The 24,656-nt window shown below is 60.5% G+C and carries 22 protein-coding genes; 10 read left to right on the top strand and 12 right to left on the bottom strand.

The window, feature by feature from the left end; translation table 11 throughout:
• Positions 1-12 precede the first annotated feature (12 nt).
• The 7 genes from V5E97_RS35165 (at position 13) to V5E97_RS35195 (ending at position 10,125) form a co-directional block, all read left to right on the top strand.
• The gene (locus V5E97_RS35165) at positions 13-1,086 is read left to right on the top strand and encodes a Gfo/Idh/MocA family protein (RefSeq protein ID WP_406696198.1); all 1,074 of its coding nucleotides are present in this window, start codon (positions 13-15) and stop codon (positions 1,084-1,086) included.
• Positions 1,083-2,144, top strand: coding sequence for an NAD-dependent epimerase/dehydratase family protein (locus V5E97_RS35170; RefSeq protein ID WP_406696199.1), 1,062 nt, complete (start codon positions 1,083-1,085; stop codon positions 2,142-2,144). The genes V5E97_RS35165 and V5E97_RS35170 overlap by 4 nt, the downstream gene beginning before the upstream one ends.
• Positions 2,137-3,348, top strand: coding sequence for a glycosyltransferase (locus V5E97_RS35175; protein WP_406696200.1), 1,212 nt, complete (start codon positions 2,137-2,139; stop codon positions 3,346-3,348). Before V5E97_RS35170 ends, V5E97_RS35175 begins: the two co-directional genes overlap by 8 nt.
• Before the next feature lie 251 nt (positions 3,349-3,599).
• Positions 3,600-4,505 (top strand): glycosyltransferase family 2 protein, encoded by a 906-nt coding sequence (locus V5E97_RS35180; RefSeq protein ID WP_406696201.1) that lies wholly within the window; start codon positions 3,600-3,602, stop codon positions 4,503-4,505.
• An 827-nt stretch (positions 4,506-5,332) separates the two neighbouring features.
• Positions 5,333-6,247, top strand: coding sequence for a glycosyltransferase family 4 protein (locus V5E97_RS35185; RefSeq protein ID WP_406696202.1), 915 nt, complete (start codon positions 5,333-5,335; stop codon positions 6,245-6,247).
• A complete protein-coding gene (locus tag V5E97_RS35190) occupies positions 6,244-8,268 on the top strand; it encodes a tetratricopeptide repeat protein (RefSeq protein WP_406696203.1) in 2,025 nt (674 codons plus the stop codon). Before V5E97_RS35185 ends, V5E97_RS35190 begins: the two co-directional genes overlap by 4 nt.
• Before the next feature lie 576 nt (positions 8,269-8,844).
• Positions 8,845-10,125, top strand: coding sequence for a glycosyltransferase family 4 protein (locus tag V5E97_RS35195; RefSeq protein ID WP_406696204.1), 1,281 nt, complete (start codon positions 8,845-8,847; stop codon positions 10,123-10,125).
• A gap of 48 nt (positions 10,126-10,173) precedes the next feature.
• Here V5E97_RS35195 and V5E97_RS35200 read toward each other — a convergent pair whose 3' ends face one another.
• From V5E97_RS35200 to V5E97_RS35255, 12 genes are all read right to left on the bottom strand, one after another.
• Positions 10,174-11,064: a hypothetical protein gene (locus tag V5E97_RS35200; protein WP_406696205.1), complete on the bottom strand. Its 891-nt coding sequence runs from the start codon at positions 11,062-11,064 to the stop codon at positions 10,174-10,176.
• Between the two features lie 508 nt (positions 11,065-11,572).
• Positions 11,573-12,295, bottom strand: coding sequence for an LPS biosynthesis glycosyltransferase (locus V5E97_RS35205; RefSeq protein ID WP_406696206.1), 723 nt, complete (start codon positions 12,293-12,295; stop codon positions 11,573-11,575).
• Positions 12,296-12,477: 182 nt separating this feature from the next.
• A complete protein-coding gene (locus V5E97_RS35210; RefSeq protein WP_406696207.1) occupies positions 12,478-13,737 on the bottom strand; it encodes an ABC transporter ATP-binding protein in 1,260 nt (419 codons plus the stop codon).
• Between the two features lie 16 nt (positions 13,738-13,753).
• On the bottom strand, positions 13,754-14,794 hold the full coding sequence (locus tag V5E97_RS35215) for a glycosyltransferase family 2 protein (RefSeq protein ID WP_406696208.1): 1,041 nt from the start codon (positions 14,792-14,794) through the stop codon (positions 13,754-13,756).
• Positions 14,795-14,857: 63 nt separating this feature from the next.
• Entirely contained in the window at positions 14,858-15,862 is a 1,005-nt protein-coding gene (locus V5E97_RS35220; RefSeq protein ID WP_406696209.1) for a methionyl-tRNA formyltransferase, read from the bottom strand.
• Positions 15,852-16,910 (bottom strand): hypothetical protein, encoded by a 1,059-nt coding sequence (locus tag V5E97_RS35225; protein ID WP_406696210.1) that lies wholly within the window; start codon positions 16,908-16,910, stop codon positions 15,852-15,854. The genes V5E97_RS35220 and V5E97_RS35225 overlap by 11 nt, the downstream gene beginning before the upstream one ends.
• Entirely contained in the window at positions 16,885-18,036 is a 1,152-nt protein-coding gene (locus V5E97_RS35230) for a DegT/DnrJ/EryC1/StrS family aminotransferase (RefSeq protein ID WP_406696211.1), read from the bottom strand. The genes V5E97_RS35225 and V5E97_RS35230 overlap by 26 nt, the downstream gene beginning before the upstream one ends.
• Positions 18,033-19,022, bottom strand: a complete 990-nt coding sequence (locus V5E97_RS35235; protein ID WP_406696212.1) for an SDR family NAD(P)-dependent oxidoreductase — start codon at positions 19,020-19,022, stop codon at positions 18,033-18,035. The genes V5E97_RS35230 and V5E97_RS35235 overlap by 4 nt, the downstream gene beginning before the upstream one ends.
• Positions 19,019-20,185 carry a DegT/DnrJ/EryC1/StrS family aminotransferase gene (locus tag V5E97_RS35240; RefSeq protein WP_406696213.1) on the bottom strand — a complete coding sequence of 389 codons (1,167 nt, stop codon included), beginning with the start codon at positions 20,183-20,185 and terminating at the stop codon, positions 19,019-19,021. The genes V5E97_RS35235 and V5E97_RS35240 overlap by 4 nt, the downstream gene beginning before the upstream one ends.
• The gene (locus V5E97_RS35245; RefSeq protein ID WP_406696214.1) at positions 20,185-20,706 is read right to left on the bottom strand and encodes an acyltransferase; all 522 of its coding nucleotides are present in this window, start codon (positions 20,704-20,706) and stop codon (positions 20,185-20,187) included. Before V5E97_RS35245 ends, V5E97_RS35240 begins: the two co-directional genes overlap by 1 nt.
• Positions 20,606-21,733 carry a Gfo/Idh/MocA family protein gene (locus V5E97_RS35250; RefSeq protein ID WP_406696215.1) on the bottom strand — a complete coding sequence of 376 codons (1,128 nt, stop codon included), beginning with the start codon at positions 21,731-21,733 and terminating at the stop codon, positions 20,606-20,608. Before V5E97_RS35250 ends, V5E97_RS35245 begins: the two co-directional genes overlap by 101 nt.
• A 15-nt stretch (positions 21,734-21,748) precedes the next feature.
• The gene (locus V5E97_RS35255) at positions 21,749-22,636 is read right to left on the bottom strand and encodes an ABC transporter permease (RefSeq protein ID WP_406696216.1); all 888 of its coding nucleotides are present in this window, start codon (positions 22,634-22,636) and stop codon (positions 21,749-21,751) included.
• Positions 22,637-23,130: 494 nt separating this feature from the next.
• On the opposite strand from V5E97_RS35255, the gene V5E97_RS35260 reads away from it, so the two are divergent.
• The 3 genes from V5E97_RS35260 (at position 23,131) to cas2 (ending at position 24,656) form a co-directional block, all read left to right on the top strand.
• Positions 23,131-23,637 (top strand): hypothetical protein, encoded by a 507-nt coding sequence (locus V5E97_RS35260; protein ID WP_406696217.1) that lies wholly within the window; start codon positions 23,131-23,133, stop codon positions 23,635-23,637.
• Between the two features lie 589 nt (positions 23,638-24,226).
• Positions 24,227-24,358, top strand: coding sequence for a helix-turn-helix domain-containing protein (locus V5E97_RS35265; RefSeq protein WP_406696218.1), 132 nt, complete (start codon positions 24,227-24,229; stop codon positions 24,356-24,358).
• Between the two features lie 13 nt (positions 24,359-24,371).
• Positions 24,372-24,656, top strand: a complete 285-nt coding sequence (gene cas2, locus V5E97_RS35270) for a CRISPR-associated endonuclease Cas2 (RefSeq protein ID WP_406696219.1) — start codon at positions 24,372-24,374, stop codon at positions 24,654-24,656.

The following is a 24,656-nucleotide window of genomic DNA, read 5'->3' on the forward strand; positions in this document are numbered from 1 at the left end:
AGCAAACTCGACATGATCGATGCCAGGCAACGAGTACTCAGGGCAGCACTGATCGGCACCGGCCAGATTGCTCGCCAGCATCTACGCTGTCTCCGCGAGTTGCCCGACGTCGAAATCGCCGCGGTGTGCGACCTCTCGCCGGGACTCGCCGAGTGTGCCGCCGAGCGGTTCGGAGTTCCTCGCTGGTTTCGCGACCATCGTGCCCTGCTTGCCGAAGTACGGCCCGACGTGGTCCACGTAACCACTCCCCCGACGTCCCACTTCCACCTTACGATGGACGCCCTGGATGCTGGCGCGCATGTCATCGTCGAGAAGCCGATCACAACGACTCTCACCGAACTGGCGGCGCTGAATTCCCGAGCGTTGGAGAACAACCTCACCATCGTCGAAAACTATAACTATTTATTTAATGAGCAAATTATCCGGATTCTCGAGTATATCGCGAACGGGGAGCTCGGGGCGGTGACCGGAGTCAACATCGACATCTGCCTTGACATACTCGGCAAGGGGAGCTCATTCGCGGACCCGAACCTGCCCCACCCTTGCCTCTCAATGGCGGGGGGCGCGATCGCCGATTTCCTTCCACACCTGGCGTCGCTCGCTCATTGCTTCGTCGGATCCCATCGTTCGGCTCGAACCGTCTGGACCAAGAGATCGAGTTCTCCGTTGCCAAGCGACGAGTTTCGCGCCCTGGTCGACGCGGAGGGAGGAATTGCCACCCTTGGGTTCAGCGCCAGCTCACAGCCTGACGCGTTTTGGGTCCGCGTCCAGGGAGAGCGGATGCATGCGAGTGCGAATCTTTTCGAGACGCGTTTGACGATCAATCGCCTCCGGGATGGTCCCAAACCGTTGCGTCCCCTACGCGACGCACTGGATGAGGCCAAGACGATACGCCGCGCCGCCTACAAGACTCTGTGGCGTAAGCTCGAAGGCGGGGCGGCATCCTATGAAGGGCTCTGGACCCTCATCGCGGAGACCTATTATGCGATCGCACACGACGGAACTCCGCCGGTCACGCCAAAGCAGATGATCGAGGTCAACCATCTCATTGACGATCTCAAACCCGTGGAGATCTCGCAACCATGAGGGTTCTCGTTACCGGAGCCAACGGTCTGCTTGGGCGTCAGGTCGTGAGGACTCTCCTGGACCGGGGACATGACGTCCGGGCCATGGTCCGGCCAGCGACCGACCTAGGGAATCTGGATTGGCCCGCGTCCGTGGAGATCGTCCGTACCGATCTTCGCGCTTCAGGCGACCTGACGGGCGCCTTCAAGGGGATCGATACGCTCATTCACTTAGCTGCCGCGGTCCAGGGCGGCGAGGATGCGCAGCTCGCCGCGGCCGTCGTTGGGACCGAGCGGCTCCTGGGCGCAATGGCGGCGACCGAGACACGCCGCCTGGTGTTTGCGAGCAGTTTTTCGATCTACGACTGGCGCGTGACCAGGGGGGAGTTAACTGAGGATTCACCCGTCGAGTCGGCTCCTGATTTATACGACCGTGACGGATACGCCATCGCGAAGCTTTGGCAGGAACGAGTCGTCCGCCGTGCCTCGGCGGAGCATGGATGGGATCTCGTTACCCTTCGTCCCGGCTTCATCTGGGGCTGCGGCAACGAGTATCTCGCGTGCTTAGGCCAGCGATTCGGACGGTTCCATCTGGTCATTGCTCCCTTGGCACGGATTCCGCTGACTTACGTCGAAAATTGCGCAGAGATGTTCGTCCTAGCTGCCGAGGATTCGCGTGCCTCGGGAGAGACATTCAACGTCGTCGACGGGACTGATGTCTCCGCCTGGAGGTATCTGGGCGATCATCTCCGCTCCAGAGGAGAGCAAGGCATCCGCATCCCGATTCCTTACAAACTGGGATATCTCGGAGCCCTCCTGGCGACGTTCATCAGCAAGAGGCTCTTCTCGGGCAAGGGCAAACTTCCCAGCCTGCTTGTCCCCTGCCGCTTCGAGGCCCGCTTCAAGCCGATTCGCTCTCCGAACCGCAAGGCCCGCGAAATCCTGAACTGGCGGCCTCGTCTCGATTATGCGGCTTGTCTTCAACGCACTTATGGCATGCCCAGGAACATCGTTGGGACTGACCCAATCGAGGCCCCGATCACGCGACACTTCTCCGAACGAGTGATCACCGATGCGTAGAAACCTGACACTCGCCTACCTGACAAGCAGCTATGCTCGTGCCAGTGACACCTTTATCCGTGGCGAAGTCGCCCAACTGCGCGCACTCGGCCACACCGTGCACACGTTTTCGATCCGTAGGCCTTCACCGAGCGAAATCATCGGAGAAGAAGTTGCGCGGGAGCGTGCCGCGACGATCGACATCCTTGCTTCTGGGCTTCCGAGTTTGGCGTGGGCGGGCCTCTGTGAAACGGCCCGATCACCCCGCGGTTTTTTTTCAGCATTTCGGCTAGCGAATCAGGTCAGCAGCATGGGCTTGAAGGGTAGGTCTTGGCCCTTTGCTTACCTTCTCGAAGGTGCTTTTCTGGCGAGGAAGCTGCGATCATTGGGGGTCGAACACCTTCATAATCACTTCGGCGAGGGCGTGGCGGCCGTTGCCATGCTCGCCGCCCACTTGGCCGAGATCCCCTTCAGCCTGACGATTCACGGATCAGCCGAGTTTGACATCCCGACTCAGTTAGCCCTCGACGTGAAAGTACACCACGCCTCGTTTGTCGTCGCGATCAGCGAATATACCCGTAGTCAAGTTTATCGATGGTCCGCCGCCGACGACTGGTCCAAGATTCATATCATCCGTTGCGGCGTCAATGCGGATTTTATTGAGGCCCCCCCAACACCAGTCGCCGACACGCCCCGGTTCGTATCCGTCGGAAGGTTCGCCGAACAGAAGGGTCAACTTGTGCTCGTCCAGGCCGTGGGCTTGTTGCGTGACCGCGGCGTGCCGTGCGAACTCGTGCTCGTAGGTGACGGACCGATGCGGAGGGTGATCGAAAAGCTCATCGACCGGCTCGATCTATCGGATCGGGTGCGGATCACCGGGTTGATGGGACCAAGCGAGGTCCGCCGAGAGATTCTGGCCGCTCGAGGCCTCGTCCAACCGAGTTTCGCCGAGGGGCTCCCTGTGGTCTTGATGGAGGCGCTTGCCCTGCGCCGCCCGGTGATTAGCACCTATATCGCGGGGATACCGGAACTGGTCCACCCAGGAGTCAATGGCTGGCTGGTGCCACCCGGGTCGGTCAAGGCGCTGGCCGAGGCGATGCAGCAGGCGTTAGCCACTGACATCGTCGAGTTGGACCGAATGGGTCACGCCGGAGCGGCCCTCGTCGCCGAGCGGCATTGCGCAAGCACAGAAGCTAGCAAATTAGCGCAGCTAATCACTTCATAATTTGTGAAAGTCAGTGGTCACGATTACACCGATATTCAGAACCATACTTCAAAGTCTATGATCGCCGGCTGGTTAAATTTTTGCACAAGTGGCTTTTGGGTATTCAATCAATTTACATGAATCGCGTATAAACAACTGTGGAATGCGAAGTCGGCATGGTTGATCGTCTTCAAGCTCCGGGATACTTCGAGGGTGCGAGTCCTTAAATCTCAATCAACGCAGGTTAGGGAGCGCTAACCTTGGGGAACGACATGACTCCTACACCGACGATTTCGGTCGTGATGCCCGTCTACAACGCGGAGCCTTACGTGGCGGAGGCAGTCGAGAGCATCCTGACACAGACTTTCGACAATTTCGAGTTCATCATTATCGATGATGGATCAACCGACCGATCAATCCACCTTCTCCGCCACTACGCGACGAGGGACTCTCGGATACGCGTGATCGGCCGGCCCAATACCGGGATCGTGGGGGCTTTGAACGATGGATTGGCCGTAGCATCGGGCGAGTTTATTGCCCGCATGGATGCCGACGACATCTCATTGCCTAGTCGCTTCGCCATACAATTGGATTATCTTAAAAATCATCCCGAATGCCTCGCCGTTGGTTGCATGGTACTTTCGATCGATAAGGATGGGGCGTCACTTGACACCTGGAACTTCCCCCTCGATCACGAGGAAATCGACAAGCGACAACTTGAGGGGCATCAGGAAATCGCTCATCCAGCTCTCATGGCACGTCGGACAGCGGTACTAGCCGTCCAGGGCTACCGCCTGGAGTCGGAGACCTGCGAGGATCTCGACCTCTTTCTTCGATTGGCGGAACGCGGCCGACTTGCCAATGTCCCGGATACCCTCTTGAAGATGCGCCGACACCTTTCGTCGATTTGTCATACGAAGCAGGAGTTGCAGAATCGCGTGAGAGAATCTGTCCTTCTCGAAGCATGGAAACGGCGAGGGCTGACCACTCAGACGATCCTCCATCAGGACGGGCCATCGGATTTCTCGGTGTCGGCTTACTATCGAAAGTGGGCCTGGGCCGCCCTGGGAGGAGGACACGTCCCCACCGCTAGAAAATATGCCTGGGCGGCACTCCGCCGGGCCCCTTTCTCGATCGAAACGTGGCGGGTCCTCTACTGTTCTCAGAGGGGTTATTGAAATATCATAAATAGGCAGGCCATGAGATGACACACACAGTTTCAGCGATAAACTGGCCATTCCGTGGATTGATGAGGCGTGGCTACCATAGCGATCGTCAGCGATGTGATTTCGCTCTCGCCCGCTGACTCGCGAGGTGTGCAAGTCAAGCAGGATGTGGAACCGGGTAGGAGTCGGGCCACCTGGCTAGCAAGGTGGCTGTGGAAGCCATTGGTGTCGCATGTTCATGACGTGATCGCTGACACGTCGCTTGCCTATCGCAAGTCCATCCGCTAATTCAAGATAACATGCGATCACAAAGTCGATTGCTGGGAGGCTTTTACCGTTCGTTTAATGCGGGTTTGGACGAGGAAGCGTCTCAATCTACGGTGCCGGAATTGACACTGAATCGAACGGTTCGATTGCTGGGATCTATCTTCACGTAGCCGATCCTGAGACTGACCCGAACGGTCGCCCTGATGGTCTACTTGTTTGTGGGAACAAGCTGGCTTATTGCCCGACGTGCCATGGAATGAAAGGCATTACATAAAAGCATCATGTAATCCTTAACATTAAACATGCGTCTAATTGGCTCAACGCTTTCGGTCTGCTGAAGGCAAACCAATGTCCACTCATTCCGGGGCGGATTTTCAATGCGAATCACTTTTATTCTGCCGGGGCTCAATCTGTGCGGTGGTATCCGGGTCATCGCCATCTATGCGGATAGGCTGCGTCGTCGCGGACATGAGGTCGTCGTCGTGACACCCCCGCCACGTGGTCCAACCCTTCGTCAGACCATTCGAGATCTTGCTCGAGGCCGTGGTTGGGCAAAGAACAGGGCGACGTTGATGGATCCCACCCATTTCAACGATACCGATGTCGAAATCCAGATTCTCGAACGGTGGCGGCCAATCGTCGACGCTGACCTGCCCGATGCTGATGTTGTCATCGCGACTTGGTGGGAGACAGCCGAGTGGGTTGCTGAACTTTCGCCCCGAAAAGGGGCGCAGGTCTACTTTGTCCAGCATCACGAGACGTTTTCTTACCTGCCGATCGATCGAGTCGAGGCGACCTGGCGGCTACCTCTGCACAAGATCGCGGTCGCACAATGGCTCGTTGATCTGGCTCGGGAACGTTACGACGATCATGACGTCTCGCTCGTCTCAAATGCTGTCGATCACGATCTTTTCCACGCGCCGCCTCGCGGCAAGAACCCGACGCCAACCGTGGGATTGATGTATGCGACGGCCGACTTCAAAGGCTGCGACATCAGCCTTCGGGCCTTCGATCTCAGCAAACAGCGGAATGCAGACCTGCGCCTGGTGGCCTTCGGCACCGAGCCTCCTTCTGCTTGGCTTCCCCTTCCGCCGCTGACTGAATATCACCTTAAGCCACTCCAGCACGAATTGAGAGAGATCTACGCCAGGTGCGATGCCCTGCTTTTCGGCAGCCGTAGTGAGGGATTCGGGTTGCCGATTCTCGAGGCAATGGCATGCCGGACCCCGGTGATCGGGACCCCAGCAGGCGTCGCACCAGAACTATTGTCGGGGGGAGGCGGCATCCTCGTGGCCGCCGAAGATCCTGAATCAATGGCGCGGGGGGTCGAGAGGATTGTAGGTCTCAGCGATGAGCGGTGGAAAGCAATGTCCGAGACCGCGTTCGTCACCGCCGCTCGGTATACCTGGGAGAATGCCACCGATCAGTTCGAGGCGGCTTTGAAAAGGGTCCTTGAGAAGGCCCAAACGTTGGTACGGACCGAATGAGTGTCGTCGTCCCCTTGATTATGCTGGCCTGGATCCCGGTCGTCCTCGCGCTCTTCGGCCGCGTCGGGCCGATGCGTGCTGCACTCATCGCGCCCATCGCTGCCTGGCTGTTTCTACCGGTGGTGGGGTTTCCACTCATGGGTCTGCCGGATTATACGAAGACCACGTCGACGACAATGGGCCTGTTACTGGGCATGCTGATCTTTGACAGTGCGCGGCTGTTGGGACTGCGTCCTCATTGGATCGACCTGCCGATGCTTGCGTGGTGCCTCTGCCCGTTCGCCTCATCGGTCTCAAACGGGCTGGGAGTCTACGACGGGCTGTCGGGTTCAGTCGACCAGTGCATGACTTGGGGCCTGCCATATCTGGTTGGGAAGTCTTACTTCGGTGATCTCGATGGCCTGAGGCAGTTGGCGACCGGAATTATCGTCGGTGGCCTCGTCTACATTCCGCTGTGCCTGTGGGAAATTCGAATGAGTCCGCAGTTGCATGCGACTGTCTACGGATTCAATCCCCACAGCTTCGCACAGACGATGCGATACGGTGGTTACCGCCCACAAGTCTTCATGCAACATGGACTCGAAGTCGGGATGTGGATGGCTGCGGCCTCACTTGCAGGCTTCTGGCTGTGGGCGACCGGAACGATAAGGCGGGTGTGGGGAGTGGGGTTCGGACACTACCTGCTCGCCCTGACGATGACGACAATCCTCTGCAAATCGACCGGGACTCTAGTATTACTGGCCGCGGGAGTCGCGATCTTCATTGCGATCAAGTGGTCGAAATCACGAATCCCGGTGCTAATCCTGCTAGCGATTACTCCGCTCTACTCATACACCCGCGCCACTGGCCTCTGGTCTGGATCCGAACTGGTGAGCTTGAGCCGGGCCACTGTTGGCGTTGACCGCGAACAGTCGCTCCAGTTTCGTTTGGATAACGAGAACATGCTAATCTCCAAAGCCCTTCAGAGACCGCTCTTTGGGTGGGGCGGCTGGGGCCGTGCGCGGGTGTATGACGAACAGGGTCGAGATATCTCAATCACCGATGGTCTCTGGATCATCGCTCTGGGGAATCATGGTTTCGTGGGCCTTGTGTCAATCAATATGTTCATGCTAATGCCGCTGGCACTCCTGCTGTGGCGGTACCCGGTGTGTCGATGGCTCGAACCCAATGTCGCACCGACCGCCGTTCTGGCGGTTTTGATCGCGCTCTACTCGATCGATTGCCTGATGAACGGGATGATTAATCCAATCTATACCATGGTCATCGGAGGCCTGACGGCGCTCGGGAATCGGAGGCCCACTGCTGGCGTCGACCTCCGAGACGCCCCGGACACGATGGAGGGGGCCCGTGAGGACGAGAACCTTCTTCTTGACGCCGTCCAACTCCAGAGCCAGCGGGTCCTGGATCATCCTGAAGACTCCGAGCACAGTCGCGATCTGGCGCTGAGCTATGAAGCCCTTGGCAGGTTTTTGAAGAATCATGGCCGAGTTCGAGAGGCGCAAATGGCTTGGAATCACGCCCTGGATTTGTGGACGGAACTGACGACCCAATTTCCCGCCTGCTGCGAGTACCGAAATAACCTGGCCGATGGGCAAAACAACATGGCCTGGCTCTTGGCGAGCTCTCTGGACGTGGAGAACCGGAATCCGTCGATCGCGGTTCAGCTTGCTCAGTCAATCGTCGAGAGCTCGCCCGAGCGAGCCGCCTACTGGAACACCCTCGGCGCTGCGCATTATCGCGCCGGCGATTATCCCGCGGCGATCGAGGCGTTAGAGAGATCGATTGAGCTCAGCTCCGAGAGCAGTGGTTTCGATCTCTTGCTGTTGGCCATGGCCTACTGGCGACGGGGAGACAAAGGGAGAGCACGGAGTTGGTACAAGAGTGGAGAAAGTGCAATTCAAGCAACGTACGGATTACAACTCATTTGTACAGATTTGCACAAGCTATACGATGAGGCTACAGTTCTGATCAGCCACGACTCGCGTGATGACCGAGACGAGGTTCGAGAGCGCCTCGGTTGATTGCCCACTTTGGGGGCGACCCACCTTCGTTCTCTGCCCACAATATTCGGCGGCACCTGTGCAACGACCGCAGTTTGTCCGTCGACGAAGCGCAATATTCTCGCAAATTACTATACCGACCGGAGGGTGAGCCGCGTTGAATTCGGACATCGAATGCCTCACGCGCTGGCGAAGTTCAGCTGGAGCAGGCCAACTACACAACCCTTTAGCTTGCTCGTGCCGGCTCTGCATTCTCGATACCACCAAGCAGCGGCGCTGAATCGTTGCAGGAAGGTATGCCAGGCCGACCAGAACAGCATGGGGTCAGCCATCGGGGCATCTCCGTTCGGCACCGGACGCAATTACACCTAATAATTACGCCATCCAACCATCGTTTACATCAACATCGTTCCACTAAACCGCTGCAAATGACGCCTATCCGGGATTCCACTGATATTAGGAGGGGACGGCCCACTGGAGCAAGTGAGGCTAGACCCTCCGGGCTTCTCGCGGTCTGTCCCCGTGGTGGGTGCACTGCAATTGCAGCGACTGCTACAACAATACAATCCGATCGACCAGGTTCGGAGGCTCTTCCACATGGGCGAGCAGGAAAGCGGCGAAGGAGACGGGCTTCGCGTTCTGATCGTCAGCGAGAATGCGTCGACGAAGTTCGGTGGGGAGGCGATCCTCCCTTGGCATTACTTCCGAATCCTCAGAAGTCGCGGGATCGAGGCGTGGCTCGTGGTCCACTCGCGGACGCGGGACGAGCTCGTCGGACTGTTGCCTGATGAGGCGGGCCGGATGTACTTCATGCCCGATTCGACGTTCAACAAACTCGCGTGCAAGCTCAGCCGGTACATCCCCGACCAGCTCTCGAACTTTACGTTCGGCTACGCTAGCCGCCTGAGTACCCAGTGGACCGCTCGAAAGCTCGTGCGGAGGCTCGTAACTGAAAAGCGGGTCGACGTCGTTCACCAACCGATCCCAGTCTCGCCGCGTGAAACGTCGCTCATGTACAACATGGGGGCACCGGTCGTGATCGGCCCGATGAACGGTAATATGTCGTTTCCGCCGGCCTTTACTAAGAAGGTTGTCGGCCCACTCATGGCTGTCGGACGGTACGTTTCGAACTCCCTCCACCACTTCATGCCCGGCAAGCTCAGAGCCTCGGCACTCCTCGTGGCCAACGAGCGGACCCGGCAAGGGCTCCCTCCTGGCGTTCAAGGGGAAGTCATCACACTGGTTGAAAACGGCGTCGATCTTGGCGTATGGTCACCCTATGACCGCATCGACGACCCGGACAGACCAACCAAGTTCATCTTCCTTGGCCGGCTCGTTGACTGGAAGGCGATCGACCTGCTGCTCGAGGCGTTTGCCCGGGTCAATACCGACGTGAGGCCGAGACTCGAGATCTTGGGCGACGGGACATTGCGCGAGACATTAGAAGCGCAGACCGACCGGCTCAGGCTCAGCGATCGCGTTGTGTTTTCCGGCTGGCAGCCCCAGGTCGAGTGTGCCCGTCGGCTCCGCGACGCGGACGTCCTTGTGTTGCCCAGCCTCTACGAGTGCGGGGGAGCCGTCGTCCTGGAAGCAATGGCATGTGGGATTCCTGTCGTTTCCACGGCCTGGGGCGGCCCGATCGACTACCTCGATGAGACCTGTGGCATCCTCGTTCCCCCCGATTCTCCCGACGCAGTGATCTCGGGGCTCGCTGAGGCAATGACTCGCCTTTCGTCCGACTCCGGCCTTCGTAAACGGCTCGGCCGAGCCGGACGCGGAAGGGTCGAGCGTGCGTTCGACTGGGAACACAAGGTCGACCTGATACTCGACGTTTACCGGCGTGTTGCTGCTCCTGATGGAACTCGGAACTCGGCTTGAGCGGCGGCTTAAACGGCCACCAGTTACACCTTGAGGATTTCGCGTTACCTAGTCACGGAGTCGGAGCCGGCGATATAGCCGTCCGCTAAGGTCGCGGAGCGGACCTGCATAGAGAGCGGGCTCGGTCCGTAACATGGCGAGACTCGCGTAATGGGCCGATGAGCGACGTGTCAGTTCGTTAGTATATTCACGGTCGTCAAGGTGATGGCGGAGCGGAGATATGAAATGGAGGCAGACCGAATCATCTCGGAAGTACATGTTTCCCCTGGGGAAAGCGACCTGCTCAGGCGCGAAGTAGTGCGTCCGGCAACGCCCACCGAGGGCCGCCCAAGCCGTCTGCTCCATGACCCAAGCATGGCGACGGAACTCCTCTCGACCGAGGAACCACTCGATGAAGTCGAGGTCGAATACTCCAGCATCGGCGTACATGAACCCGGCATTGACGAACTGGGGAAGTCTCAACCGGCCGTGCCGGAAGTGGCGGTTGAGGTAGCTAATCGAGTAAGCCGTCGTCGAATCCTTCATGAAGACAACATCTTCACCGCCGATCGGCCTACGATCGAAACCTTGGAACGGGCGGAGGAACAGAACGTCGCCGTCGCACTGGGCGAACGCTCCCGGGGAAAGCATGGCGGAGTCGATCAGCTTGAGGGCGAAGATGTGATTCTTGCGATAGAGCTGACAGTTCACCTTCCCTTGAAGTTTCGGACCGACCTGATCCTCGACCTCCTCTCGGGAAAGGATTTCGAGAGCAGGGATTGCCTCGTGCAGCCGCTCAATGTCCCGAGGCATGAGGCTACCGTCGTCGATGATCGTTTGTTGGAACGGGTCGCGACAAAAGCTGTGGAGTGAGCTCAGGCATCCGAGCGCTCGATCGACATCGCGATTACACAGAAGTGTATAGATTCGTAACGGGGTCGCGTTCGTCGGTTCCGACATTATCAGGTCCTTGAAGCGAATTCCCTGGGCGAGTCCCCATCCTCAGGCGTGCTTCCGGCCAGTGACACGGTTGTCACGATCGTGCATAGCAGAATTCACTTAAGGTCGCCGCCAGCCGGATATGCCGATTGAATGCGAGAATCCACCGCACTCTCGACGGTGCAGGCACAAGTGACCGCCATAGAGAACTCGAAGATTTCTGCAATGCTCAGTTTCCGTTTTTTTCCGGTTCCCACCACAACCCTCCGGACTGCGAGTGGCAGCTCCGCACTCCCGACATCGCCAAGCGGTCGTCGGAACGCTGGATTCCCTGCGTCGGACGCAATTCGGCTCTCGAACTGAGCAAGGGGAACTGCCAGATCGTCTAGAACAGCGTAGTGTCGGTCATCGGGGCATCTCATTGCGGTGCCGAATTAAACGACATTAGACGCAATCATGACAACATTACGTTTCCGACATCTGATATGCTTTCACTCCTCAACATGTCGCACAACTTAAACACTACTGGCTAGGACGATGGCTTAATACGATGTCTGCCCCGCAGTCCACGCACGTTCTCAGCAGCGTCGCGGAGCACAGGCACGCGGTCGAACCAGCGGGGTGAAAGGTCCGAGCGACTCGAACGTTGATACGCCAGCGATGGCGCGGAGAGCACCGTCTGGACGTCCGGATTCTGGCGGCGGAACCAACTGAAACCGCCGTCGAGCGCCATTGGCCCGCCCTCGGGCGATCCGGGGGGCCGCAATGTGATTGCCTCGAGATATCCCGGCAGGCGAGAAAGGACATTGCCGGAAATGGCATAACAGTGCGTCAACATGATGGGCAGGTCGGGGCTCCAGGGGACCAGACGAGGCGGCCCAGTAGTGATCGACTCGCTGTGGCCGAGGTAGGCGATACCCCAGGGGGACGATTCTAGCCAACCGGCGACCTCGGCCTGGCGATCGGAGAAATCGGGGGCGAATTCACAATCATCTTCCAGGACCAGCACGCGTTGATGGCCGGCGCTGCGAGCGATATTGAGGACGGCGAGGTGCGAGAGAAAACACCCGCGTGTCCCCGGAGTGGTGAAACCGACCGCTGTCTTCGGGTCGACCGCCGGGAACCAGGTCACCTTCGGGCCATCGGGGTCCCAGCCGACCAGGCGCAACGCGCCCCGCATCTGTTGTCGGCGGTCCTTACGGTGAGCGGCGTTGATGATCGTGATCGAATCGAACAGGTCGACCAGATCCATGGTTCATCCTCTTGTCTTTGGGTTACCTTCAGTGGAAATCCTTAACGCTAAGGAATAGGCCGGGAATAACTTCCCGGATTGCCGACGGGAGGGCAGCTTCGCGAATTTTGGGTAGCCGGCGGCTCAGTCAATTACAAGAGCGTCCCGCGGGCCCGACCGTTGGCTCCCGAATCGCGGTGACTCTATTCCGCCCACGACCATTGTGCCGGCTCGTGATAAACCCCAAACTCGGTGCTCAAAACGGGATGGCTCACATGGAAATTCTTGCCGACCTGAGCGCAGTAGAGATGCTGGAACTTTGAGTCCCACACGAGAATCTGGATCGTGTAGACATCCGCGACAAGCTTCATCGCTGGGATTTGCAACTCGATCAAACCGCTTCCAGAGATCGTGCCTGTCGCGAATTGATCCATTGAGGTGTTGTAATTGCAGCAACTCACATTGTCAGACCGCACGATCCCGATACTAAAGATCGGCGAGTGCAAGAAGTTTTGAGCTTCGTAGCGCAGGCGGATTCGCATACTCTCGCCATACTCAAATACGGCGCGCGGCTCTCCGTCCTCCCCGAGGATCTCGCAGCCTTTGATGTGAATCGACCACTTCGACGGGTCGGAACCCACCAGCCCAGTGGCCCACGACGCCGTGTCCAGCTGTCCCTCCTGGTCATAGCGCCGGATCACCTCCTCGGGCGTGCCATCAAGTGAGAGACGACCTTCCGACAGATAGATTGCCCGCTCACACATCGCTTTAATTGCAAACATGTTGTGTGATACGAATAATAGGGTGCAGTTCTGCTCGAGCAGTCGCTTCGAAAAATCCATGCATTTCCTCTGGAAGGCGAGGTCGCCGACCGACAGCACTTCGTCGACCAGGAGGATATCGGGTTCCATATGGGCGGCGACTGCGAACGCCAGGCGTACATACATACCGCTGGAGTATCGCTTCACGGGCGTATCGATGAATCGGTCAATCTCGGCGAAGGCGACGATCGCGTCGAACTTTTGTGCGATCTCTCGGCGACCCATGCCGATGATGGCCCCGTTGAGGAAGATGTTCTCGCGGCCGGTCAACTCTTGGTGGAAGCCAGTGCCGACCTCCAAGAGGCAGCCCAGCCGGCCAGCGATCCGGACGTGTCCGTCTGTTGGCGCCGTAATCCGGCTGAGGATCTTCAGAAGGGTCGATTTCCCCGCTCCGTTGCGGCCGACGATCCCGAGAGCTTCTCCCGGGCGGATCTCGAATGAGACGTCCTTGAGGGCCCAAAGTTCGTCCTCTAACGGATCGGACGCTCCAGACCCATTTTTCCGGATGCGCCGGCTTAATCTTCGAAGGGGAGCCGCGACAGCCTCGCTCAAACTCTCTCTGAGTGACCCGTACGAGCCGCGCTGCCGAGAACCCAGGCGATATTGTTTCGATAAATTATCAACGGAAATGGCAGTGTTCATCTTGATTAAATCGCTCCTAATTTGTGAGTGGAGTGATGTGATGACCAGGCTGTGAGAAGCGGATCGCTCGGACCTTACGAGCCAGTTTGATTACGGGTTGCAAGCCCGCGCAGGCCTTCGGTCCCAGTCGGAGCTTCCAGGCAATGCGGCTCCACTCCGTGTAATCACGGAGTTCCGCGTCAATCTCCAATGCGTACACGAGCAACTCTCGGCAACAAGAAAGATTGCCCGCATCGAACGCCCTGCGCGCCTCCCAAACCGTCGCGCTTGCCAGGGTGCGATCGGCCGAGGTTCTCAAGCGATCCGCGTCGTTGATGCGAACTGAATAATCATTGAAGATGCTGTCAAATGCGGCCTTCCGCTGCATCAACTCCGCCACGGGAGACTTGTACCAGTCCGTGCTCATGCTCGATGCGTGGCGGCGGTAACAGGCCTGTTCCCCATCAAGCACGGCGATGTCCGCGTGTGCCGCAAATCGCATCCACATCTCCATATCGCCGGTGTGGGGCAGTTCTTTCAGGTAACCCCCTAGCCTTTTCTGCAGGCAGGTGCGGACGACGGCGGTCGGCGTGCAAACCAGGTTGTAGCCCGCGGCACAGAACGACTCCAGGACTTCGGCTCCGGTGTGGATTTTCCAAACAGCCGGATCTGAGGTGGCCTGTGGTTCAGGCGCCGGCCCATCTGACTCGAACTCGAGCCCTCGACCATAGACCATGCCGACCTCGGGATGGTCGTCCATCACCCTGGCGGCGCGGGCCAAAGCTCCCGGCGTCAGTAGGTCGTCGGCGGACAACAAGAGCGTGTAGTCACCGCTTGCCCATGCAATCCCCTCGTTGTAAGTCGCGATGTGCCCCTGGTTCGTCGTATGGCGACGATACTCAACGCGTCGATCCTGTTCGACCAGTTCTCCGGCAACCTGGGGCGTATCGTCGGGCGAAGCGTCATCGAGGATGATCACCCGAACGTCGACGCCGGTTTGCTCGAGGACAGACTCGACGGACTGGCGGAGAAAGTGGCCATATTTATAGCATGGAATAAATACGCTTACAGATGCCATGGCGATCTCACTTTCCAATCGGATGGGTTCTTGGTGATGAAGCTGCGCGAGGTCCGTGGCGTTCTATCGGCTCACCGTGGTTTGTTCAGAGAGCAGGCGTTCGAGCCGTTCGATCCGCGCCAGCAGATCCGACGTGCGAAGCCCCAGAGTGCCGCGAACCGACGGAATGAGCTGTGCAGCGGATTCGCGTTCTCCGCTGTCTCGTTGGACGTCGTAGAGCCGCAACACACCGTCGCCCGCGAGGACATCAACAGTGCCGGTCTTCCGTGAGCTGGAAACGACGCGGCCCGGCACTCGCCCTTCATAGCAAAGGGGGTCGATAACGGCCTCGGCACGCCAGATCAGGAGGCGACGACCCTGGAAGTAGGTGAAGGCGCCTGGGAACGGGGGGACGAGGGCCCGGACGAGCCTCTGGATTTCGGAAGCGGGACGCGACCAATCGATCTCGCCGTCCTCCGGGATCCTCGTGCAGCCATAGGTCGCCTTCCGTTCATCTTGGGAGGCACCCTCGTTGCCGTTCAGGTGAGCCCGGACGATCGCCGCGATCCGAGCGCGTTGGATCGAATTCAATCGATCGTACAGGGTGGCGACATCGTCGTCCTCGCGCACCTCGACGACTTCCTGATAGAGGATTTTGCCGGCGTCGAGGCCGGGGACCATCGTATGAATGGTGATGCCGACGTAGGGCTCGCCGTTGATGATCGCCCAGTTCACGTTGGCCCGGCCGCGATACTTCGGCAGTGGCGCATAGTGAACGTTGATGAATCGGCTCTTTTCCAGGAGCCGCACCGGCAAGATCCGCGCGTGCGAGGAGACGACGACGCAGTCGGGAGCCAGTTCGTCGATGTAACACTCCAGCGCGCCCAACCCGTCGTCCCGGAGGGCGGGCACCCCGAACTCGCGGGCGCGACGGATGGTCGCGTCCCGCTCGCCGTCCGCGTCCTCCGACGCGCGCACCAGGCCAACGACCTGAAATCCTTCGATCAGGGCCTCCAGGCAACTCAGGGCAGTCGGTCCCGCCCCCAGTTGGAGGACCCTTGGTTTCGTGTTGGCTTGCTCAGATGACATCGAGATACTCCCACTCGGGATTTTCCTCGCCCTGTGTTTTCCGCCGGAGGACTTCGGCGACCTTCAGGCCTCCTGCCTGGAGGCGGACAATGGCTTCGGGCCCGATATCAGAGGGGAGGACGCCCATGTGGCCGAGCTTCGGCGCCTGCTCGGGCCAGTAGACGACACCAGCCCGATCGAGGGCATCGCGGTCGAGGTCTCCCCAGAACTGGGCGACCACAACCCCGGGGAACCGCTCGGCGATCAGCCCTGCCTGGCGCGGGCCGATGACAGGCTGCCCACCGGGACGCTGGGCCACGACGATCGCGTCAACCTCTTCGCACGACACCTCGCCGCCGAGGTCGGCCACCGAATTCACTGAGGCTCCGGCGACGACGAGACCGCGGCGGATATACGACTCGAACGGGTTGTCGCAGAGGACGAGGATCCGGCTTCGATAGATCGAGACGCCGGCGTCGAGGAGGAGTTTCACGGCCATCATCCCGAGGTACGAGAACACGTCGACCTCCGGATGGCGTTCGTTCGTCCCGGCCACGGGGATCCCTCGTTCGCGACAGGCCGCGAGGTCGACGTCCGAGTCGCGAAATTCCCACGACTCGTACATGAGAGGGATCACGGCGGTCGGCTTCATGTGGCCGACCATTCGTCGGTCAATCGGCCTCACATGGCCGCTGTTGGTCAAGACATCGGCCCGCGCGATGATCTCCGAGGTCAGCTCGGTGATGACTTCCACAACCCCCGGCACCTTGGCCGCAAGGGCGACCGCGTTGGTCTGGTCGACCACGTCCCGGACCGTACCGTGGCGGGACGGCCGGGCGACTGCAAAGACCTTGCTCGCTTCGGCCATGGCCGCCAGGATTGGTGTCACGGCGTACGCGCCCGTCGCCGCCTCGGTCACAACGACGGCCCCGGAGAGGTCGAGCCGGCACCGCCTGACAGCCTGTCTCATCAGGTTGGCAAGCCGTCCGGGATTCAAGCCGGGAAGAGGCTGGTTCTTGGAGCCAGCCCGGTCCGTGGCGGATTCATGGGGTGAGAGCCTCAACGACACGGTCAACCTCCTCGGTGGTCATCCCGGCAAAGAGGGGGAGCAGGATCACGCGGTCGCGGGCGAATTGAGAGTGGGCCAATCCACCATGGGGGATCTCCTTGTGGGCCTCCTCTTGATGGGCGTTCATGATGCCGCGACGCGTGCTGATCCCACATTCCAGGAGCCTCTGCATGAGCTGGTCGCGGCCGACGGGATAGGAGTCAGTGACCTGGACCGCATATGACTGGTAGTTCGTCCTGACGTGGGCGGGCACGTGGGGGGGGATGAGGCCTTGTATCCCTTCGATTTTCGTGGTGTAACGCTCGGCCAGCTCGGCCCGGCGCGACAGTAACGCCGGCAGTCGTTGAAGCTGAACCCGTCCGACCGCCGCCTGGATGTCGGTCATCCGATAGTTGAAGCCAAGTTCCGGGTACTCCTCGAACACGACCGAGGTCGCAGCGTGCCTGGTCGCGTCGGAGATGCTCATCCCATGCTGGCGGAGCGTGCGGAACTTGCGGTCGAGTTCCGGGTCGTCGGTCGTGAGCATCCCGCCGTCGCCGGTCGTCAGGATCTTCCGTGGGTGGAACGAGAAGCAGGCCACCAGGCCATGCGGCTTGCCAACCCGTTCCCAATCCTGTCGGACACGAATTTCACTCCCGATCGCACAGGCGGCGTCCTCGACGACGGGGAGCTGATGGCGCGCAGCGACCTCGAGGATCGGCAGGATCTCGCACGGCAGCCCCATCTGATGCACCGGGAGGATCGCTCGCGTACGAGCCGTGATCTCCCGCTCGATCAGCGACGGGTCCATGTTGTAGGTCCGCGGATCGATGTCCACGAAGACGGGGACAGCGCCGCAATACCGGATGGCGTTCGTGGTGGCGATGAACGAGTGGCTCACCGTGATGACCTCGTCGCCCGGCCCGACGCCGAGCGCGTGCAGGGCCAGGTGAAGCGCGGCCGTGCAGTTGGAGACCGCACAAGCGTGTTCCGCCCCGACGTATGCGGCAAACGCGTCCTCGAACGCCGCGACCTCGGGGCCTTGCGTGATCCATCCCGAGAGGATCGCCCGGCGTGCCGCCGCGGCCTCCTCCTCGCCCAGGTCGGGGCGGGCGATCGGGATCGTTCGAAGGCTCACGGTGCTCACCGGGCCACCTCCTCGAGCTGGGGCATCGACTGCCGGCGCCAATCCACCAGCCGGCGCAACCCGTCCTCGAGCGAGACCTCAGTCGAGAAGCCGAGTTCCCGACGGGCCCGCGTCGTGTCGGCCAGGCGCCGAGGGACCGGGTTCACCTTCCGAGCCGGGTGATGTTCCGGCGCCAGGGGGCGGGCAATGGTCGCGTCGGTCATCGCCTGCAGGAGGCCGAGGAGCGTCGTCTCGATCCCGCTAGCGACGTTATAGACGTCGTCGACCCGGTCCGACTTCATCGCGAGAACGTTCGCCCGCGCGATATCCTCGACGAAGACGAAGTCCATGGAGGCTGAACCGTCGCCATGGACCTGGGGGGCCCGGCCCTGTTCGATGCAATCGAGCCAACGGATAAAGACCTCGGTATAGGCCCCCGTCAGATCCATTCGCGGGCCATAAACGTTGAAGTACCGCAACCCGACGCTCGGAAATCCGTACATGTCGTGAAAGCTATGTGCAATCCCTTCATTCATCAGCTTCGCGGCGCCGTAGAGGGTGCGGTTGTTGTACGGATGATGCCGCTCGTCGGTCGGGAACAACTCGGCAGCGCCATAGACCGAGGCGGAGGAGGCGTAGACGACCTTCTTCACGCCCGAGGCGACGGCGGCCTCGAAGACGTTGAAGGCTCCCATCACCAGGACGTCCATGCAGTCGCGGGGCTGCTCGGCGCAAAGGGTGATCCGGATCGCGGCTTGATGGAAGACGTAGTCGCACCCGGCGACGGCCTGGGTGACGGTCGTGCGATCGCGGACGTCGCCCTCGATGAAGGTGATCGGCCGACGGGCCCGCGCCTGGGCCAGGTTGGCGTCGGAGCCGCGCACCAAGTTGTCGAGCACGCGGATCTCACCGGCGCCCTCGTCGATCAATCGGTCGACGATGTGTGAGCCGATCAGTCCCGCGCCACCGGTTACGAGGATGGTCTGCCCTTCGAGAGAGTTTTTCATGCGTGATCCTCCCGCAGGACGTCGCGCAAGGCATCGACGACCCGCTCCTGCTGCGACGCGGTCATCTCGGGGAAGAGGGGCAGGGTCAGGCACTCCCGGGCGATCCGCTCGGTGACTGGAAAATCCCCCTCGCGATAACCGAGGTGGGCGAACGCCTTCTGAAGGTGGACCGGCACGGGGTAGTGGAGCCCGGCGCCGATCCCGCGCGCCTCTAACTGGTCGCGGAGCCGGTCCCGCTCGGGATGGAGGACGACGAAGAGGTGCCAGACGTGGCGGAGTTCGGGCGCCTCGGTCGGCAGTTGGATCGGCAGATCGGCGAGCCGCTCGAGATAAGTCGCGGCCAGGCGGCGGCGCGCCTCGGTCCAGCCTTCGAGGTAGCGGAGCTTGATCCCGAGGATCGCCCCCTGGAACGCATCCATACGGTAATTGAAGCCGATCTCGTCGTGGTGATAACGCTGGCTCTGGGCGTGATCCCTCAGGGAGCGAAGCCGCGCCGCGATTCGGTCGTCGTCGGTGACAATCGCGCCCGCCTCTCCGTAGGCGCCCAGGTTCTTCCCGGGATAGAAACTGAAGCAGCCGGATTGACCGAGGGTCCCGGCGCCACGGCCCCGATAGCGAGCAGCGTGGGCCTGGGCGGCGTCCTCGATGATGGGAATGCCGTATCGACGTCCGATCTCCAGGAGCGGCTCCAAGGCGGCGGGCTGCCCGTAGAGATGGACGGGCAAGATCGCTCGGGTGCGCGACGTGATCTTCGCCTCGACCTGGTCGACGTCCATGGTATAGCTGACGGGATCGACGTCGACCATGACGGGCGTCGCGCCGACGTAGTTGACGGCCCAGGTCGTCGCGATGAAGGTCATCGGGACGGTGATGACCTCATCACCCGGCCCGACTCCCGCGGCGATCAGCGCCAGGTGGAGCGCCGAGGTGCCGCTGTTGACGCCGACGCAGTGTCGGGCGCCGACGTGGGCGGCGAACGCGTTCTCGAACTCTTTAACTTGGGGGCCCAGTACGTAGGTCGAGCTGTCGGCGACCTCGCGGAGCGCCTCGGAGATATCATCGCATAGACCGGCATACTGGGCCTTCAGGTCAATTAACGGGATCGGCGGCGGAGTCGAGCAGAGCCCTCGCCCAGCCTGAACGGTTTCGGTTGCGATGGTCATTATCGTTGTTCTCCTTGTTGCTCCCGCAGTCGAAATTGTCGGGCCGGGACCCCTTTGACGACTCCCCCGGCGGCCACGTCGCCGGTCACCACGGCTCCGGCGGCGACCAGCGCCCCCGGCCCGATCGTCAACCCACCGAGAATCACGGCTCCGCTACCGATCGAGGCCCCCTTGCAGATCCGCGTGGGTTCGACGCACCAATCACTCGCAGTCATGGGGCGTCCGTCGCAGGTGGCTCGGGGGTTGGAATCATTAATAAACATAACGCCATGGCCGATGAAGACCTCGTCTTCGATCGTGACCCCCTCGCAGAGAAACGTGTGGCTGGAGATCTTGCAGCGAGTGCCAATGGTCACGTTCTTCTGGACTTCGACGAAACTCCCGATCCGGGTGTCGTCGCCGATCGAGCAGCCGTAGAGATTAACGAAGCAGTGAAACGTCACGTCGCGGCCGAGCCGGACGTCCGGGGCGATCCGGATCCCGTTCGCTGGGTCCGAGCGTGGATGGGCCTGCATGGACATGGTCGAGGTCTCCGTGAGAAAGGACGACGCGGCCTCCCTGAGCGCGGAGGCTGCGATTCGCCGCATCGAGCAACCGGGTAATGCGCAAGCCCATCCAGCCGTCACTGATCGGCGTCTTGCCTTCTCGGACGCACTCGGCGAAATGACAGACCATCGACTGAAGGGCCTCGCCCGCCTCGACGTGGGGGCTCCAGACGTCGCCGGTGCGGTAGCCGACCAGGAGCTTGTGCCGCCCCTCGGCCCCTTCGCCGAATTCGATGCCGCGGTCGTATACCTTGACCGGCTCGGTGGTGTTCAACTCGTTGAAGACGACGCTCTTGCGCGAACCGGCAAAGATCATCTGGCGGACCTTCACGGGGGAGAGCCAGTTGACGTGAAAGTTGGCGAGCATCTGATCGCCGTAGTCGACGTTGACGTAGGCAATATCCTCGGTCCCTCGGTTGGTGTGAGAGCAACCCCAGGCCGATGTGCTGCGGGCTTCGAAGCCGACCAGGTAGTCAGCGATCGAGAGGTCGTGCGGCGCGAGGTCCCAGACGACATTGATGTCGTGCTGGAAGAGGCCGAGATTGATCCGAATGCTGTCGATATAGTAGAGCTCGCCCAGCTCGCCATGCTCGATCAGCTCCTTGATCTTGCGGACGGCATTGTTGAAGAGATAGGTATGATCCACCATGAGAATTCGCTGCTGGCGCTCTGCCAGGTGGATGAGGGCCTGGGCTTCGTGGACCTGGGACGTCAGCGGCTTCTCGACCAGGACGTGGAGACCCGCCTCGAGGCAGCGCTGGGCGATCGGGAAGTGGGTCGAGACCGGCGTGGCGATCACGGCCGCGTCCAGCGGGAGCTCGAGTAACTCGTCGAGTGAACTTGCCAGCTTGAGATGAGAGTAGGCCTGGCCGATCGTCGCGAGCCGCGCGGGATTCGCGTCGCAGACGGCCTCGACCTCGGTCAACGGGCAGGCGGAGAAGTTGCGGATCAGGTTCGGTCCCCAGTAGCCGCACCCGATGATTCCGACCTTGAGCTTTTCCATGGGTTCAACTCGCTATTAGATGATGTCCGCGAATCCACGTTCGACGCGACTGAAGTACAGTGTTCCCACGGCAAACATGGCCGCAGACACCGCCAGAGAGACCGCGAGTGAATAAGTGTCGAGCGTGCCCCCCAGGACGACGGCACGGAAGTTCGCAATCAGCCCGAAGGCGGGGTTGAGCGGCAAGATCCAGCTCCAGACGCCGGACGCCAACGAAGTGGAATCCATGTAGATGGTGGGCGTCGCGAACATCCAGAGTTGCATCAAGAACGGAATGACGTAGCGGAAATCGCGGTACGCCACGTTCAGAGCGGCCAGCAGGGAACCGACCCCGGCCGCCGCCACCGTGAGGCCGAGCACGATGACCGGGGCCAGCACCAACGAAGTTGACGGGAAGACGCCGTACGCGAACATCAAGACGCCGAGCATCCCGCACGCCACCGCGAAGTCGACGAGACCGGCCCCCACCGAGGCGAGCGGGATGATCAACCTCGGGAAATAGACTTTCGAGATCAGCCGCTCGCTGCCGACCACGCTCTGTCCCGCCGCGGAGATCGCATTGGCGAAGAACGTCCAGGGAAGCAGGCCGGCAAATGCGAAGAGCGGGTAAGGAATTCGGCCCGACGAGAGGTTCGCTAGCTTGGCGAAGAAGATACTGAAGACGATCATCGTCATGAGCGGCTGGAGGATCGCCCAGGCCCCGCCCAGCACGGTTTGCTTGTATCGGACCTTGACGTCGCGCCAGCAGAGAAAGGCGAGGAGCTCTCGGTAAGCCCAGAGCTCGTTGAAATCAAGAACGCGCCATTTCTTATGAGGAACGATATCGATGACCGGTGTCTCGGCCCGCTTGGGGAGCACACTTGCCGGCATCGTGTTCACAGGGATCTCAATAATTCGTGTCATGATGGGCCGATTCGCTGAATCTCGCGGGTTCTTCGAGCCACGCGACCACCGCGTGGCGATTCAAGCTGTCCCGAAGGCCTCGGTAGTTCCACATGAGTAATCGAATGAGTCGAGATCTCATAAATCCTGATATGACCGATATCGTATCGAGGCGACCGACGTGCGAGGGCGAGAGCCTCCGACCAGGTCGGGTTGCGACTCAAAGCCACGCGGGGTCGATACAGACGTACTTGTCGTTGGTTTGCCAAGGGCGGAAATCCACGGCCACCTAAAGCCGCCGCTCGTGAGCGGGTGACCTCGATCCAAAGTGGCCAGAACATGGACCTTGAGCATTCACAACCCGACGTCGGGTTGCCGTGCAGGAGATCAAATTACTGCGAATCCGACTTCACGCAATTCAATGAGAGCCACGCCGCTCTCGTCTCAAAATGAAGCTTTCACGCTGGCTGAACAGAACTGGTCGCAAGCTAGCGACGTTAAATCAGTCCTCGCAAATGGAACGGACGGCTCGCCCGTCGGGCACAACTCGGGCGGGCTGCCCGAAGATCGTCAGACTGGCATGCAGGGAGCCGGTCGACGATCTCCTGCCGCACCACACCCGCTACTGGCGGACGGCCCGGCAGGACGCCCGCTCCAAGGATCAGGTCGGGACGGTGCGCCGGGGCCACGCCAACTCCGAACGATTGGCCAAGGCGAGGGCCCGGTTCGTAGCTACCGATGAAATGCCCAACTGCCAGAGGCTCGAACGCCGCCCGAGCCGCCCGACCACTCCTGGCTCGACCGAGCAACGGGAGTTGGGGAACACCAGGCACGAAACTGTTCGCATTCTGATGTTCATGGTCGTCGATGCGGGCGATATGGAGGCAGTCTGCCCGGCGGCCAACGACTCTGAGCACGACATTCGGAAATGGAAGAGTTTCCCGCGGAGGCATCGCAATCTCCGGGACATTTTCCTGAGCCAGGCCGCCCGGGCCCGCCACATCGCGGGAACGACGGCCTAATCCTTCACCGCCTGCCGGAGTACGTGGCGACCCCGATTCACGCCTCGCGGCTAAATCAAGCGGAGTTGCTCAACAACTCCCTCGGAAGCTGCTCGTTGAGGCGAGCGTCGTGAACGAGCCGGCATAAACAGATCCTTTGCGTGAACTTCTTGGCCAAATACAACCGTCGCTACCTCCATCCGTTCGAGTGGACTTGGACCAACCACCCGTTGCAATTTTGGTTCGCCGAACCTTCGGCGCCAGTTCGTTGCAACCAACACATCCAGGCAAGCTAACACCTGAAACCACCGCCGGCAAGGCTGCGACAGTTATTTTATGGGCAGTGCTGTTTGAAACCAACATGAGTCACGTCATCTTGTGGCTCGAATCCACGCAACTGTCAAGTAAATTGAAGCCATTACTCTAATCAAAAACAGGTGTCCTTCCGGAAGAAAATGCACCCACGCCGATCACCTCCAAGCTCGCGTCTCGTGAGCCGACGCCCCACGATCGTGGCGACCACGAACAACTCGCTCGCTCTCAAACCGCGGCCGCCCGACTCGTCGAGCACGCCCAGACCCACTTGGCGGCCGCCCAGGGACGCGGAGCCATGAGCATCGCCCACAAACTCCACATCGGCCGTCCCACCGTCTACCAATGGCTCCATCGCTTCAACGAACACAGTCTCGCTGAGTACGCCCGCGGCGAGACTCTGCGATACACGGGCTTCACCGTGCGATGAGGATGAGGCGACCATGGATACCTACCTGGTCGGCTACTCCATCGCCGACCCCAAACAACTCCGCAAAGTTGCCCCGGGCTGCGAGGACTTCGGGCTCCGGAATCGATTTGCAGTGTTTTTTTGTCGACTATCAATGACCGACTTGGTACGACTGCGCAGCCGCCTTTATGACATCGTCGACCAGGACAAGGATCAGGTCCTGTTCGCGCCGCTTTGCAAGCGGTGCGCGGGCCGGATCGAAACAATCGGGCGGCCGATCGAGCCGCATGGTGCGAGGGATGCGGTCATCGTGAGATGA

The organism is Singulisphaera photorubra, assembly GCF_045290345.1.
Taxonomy (GTDB): domain Bacteria; phylum Planctomycetota; class Planctomycetia; order Isosphaerales; family Isosphaeraceae; genus Singulisphaera.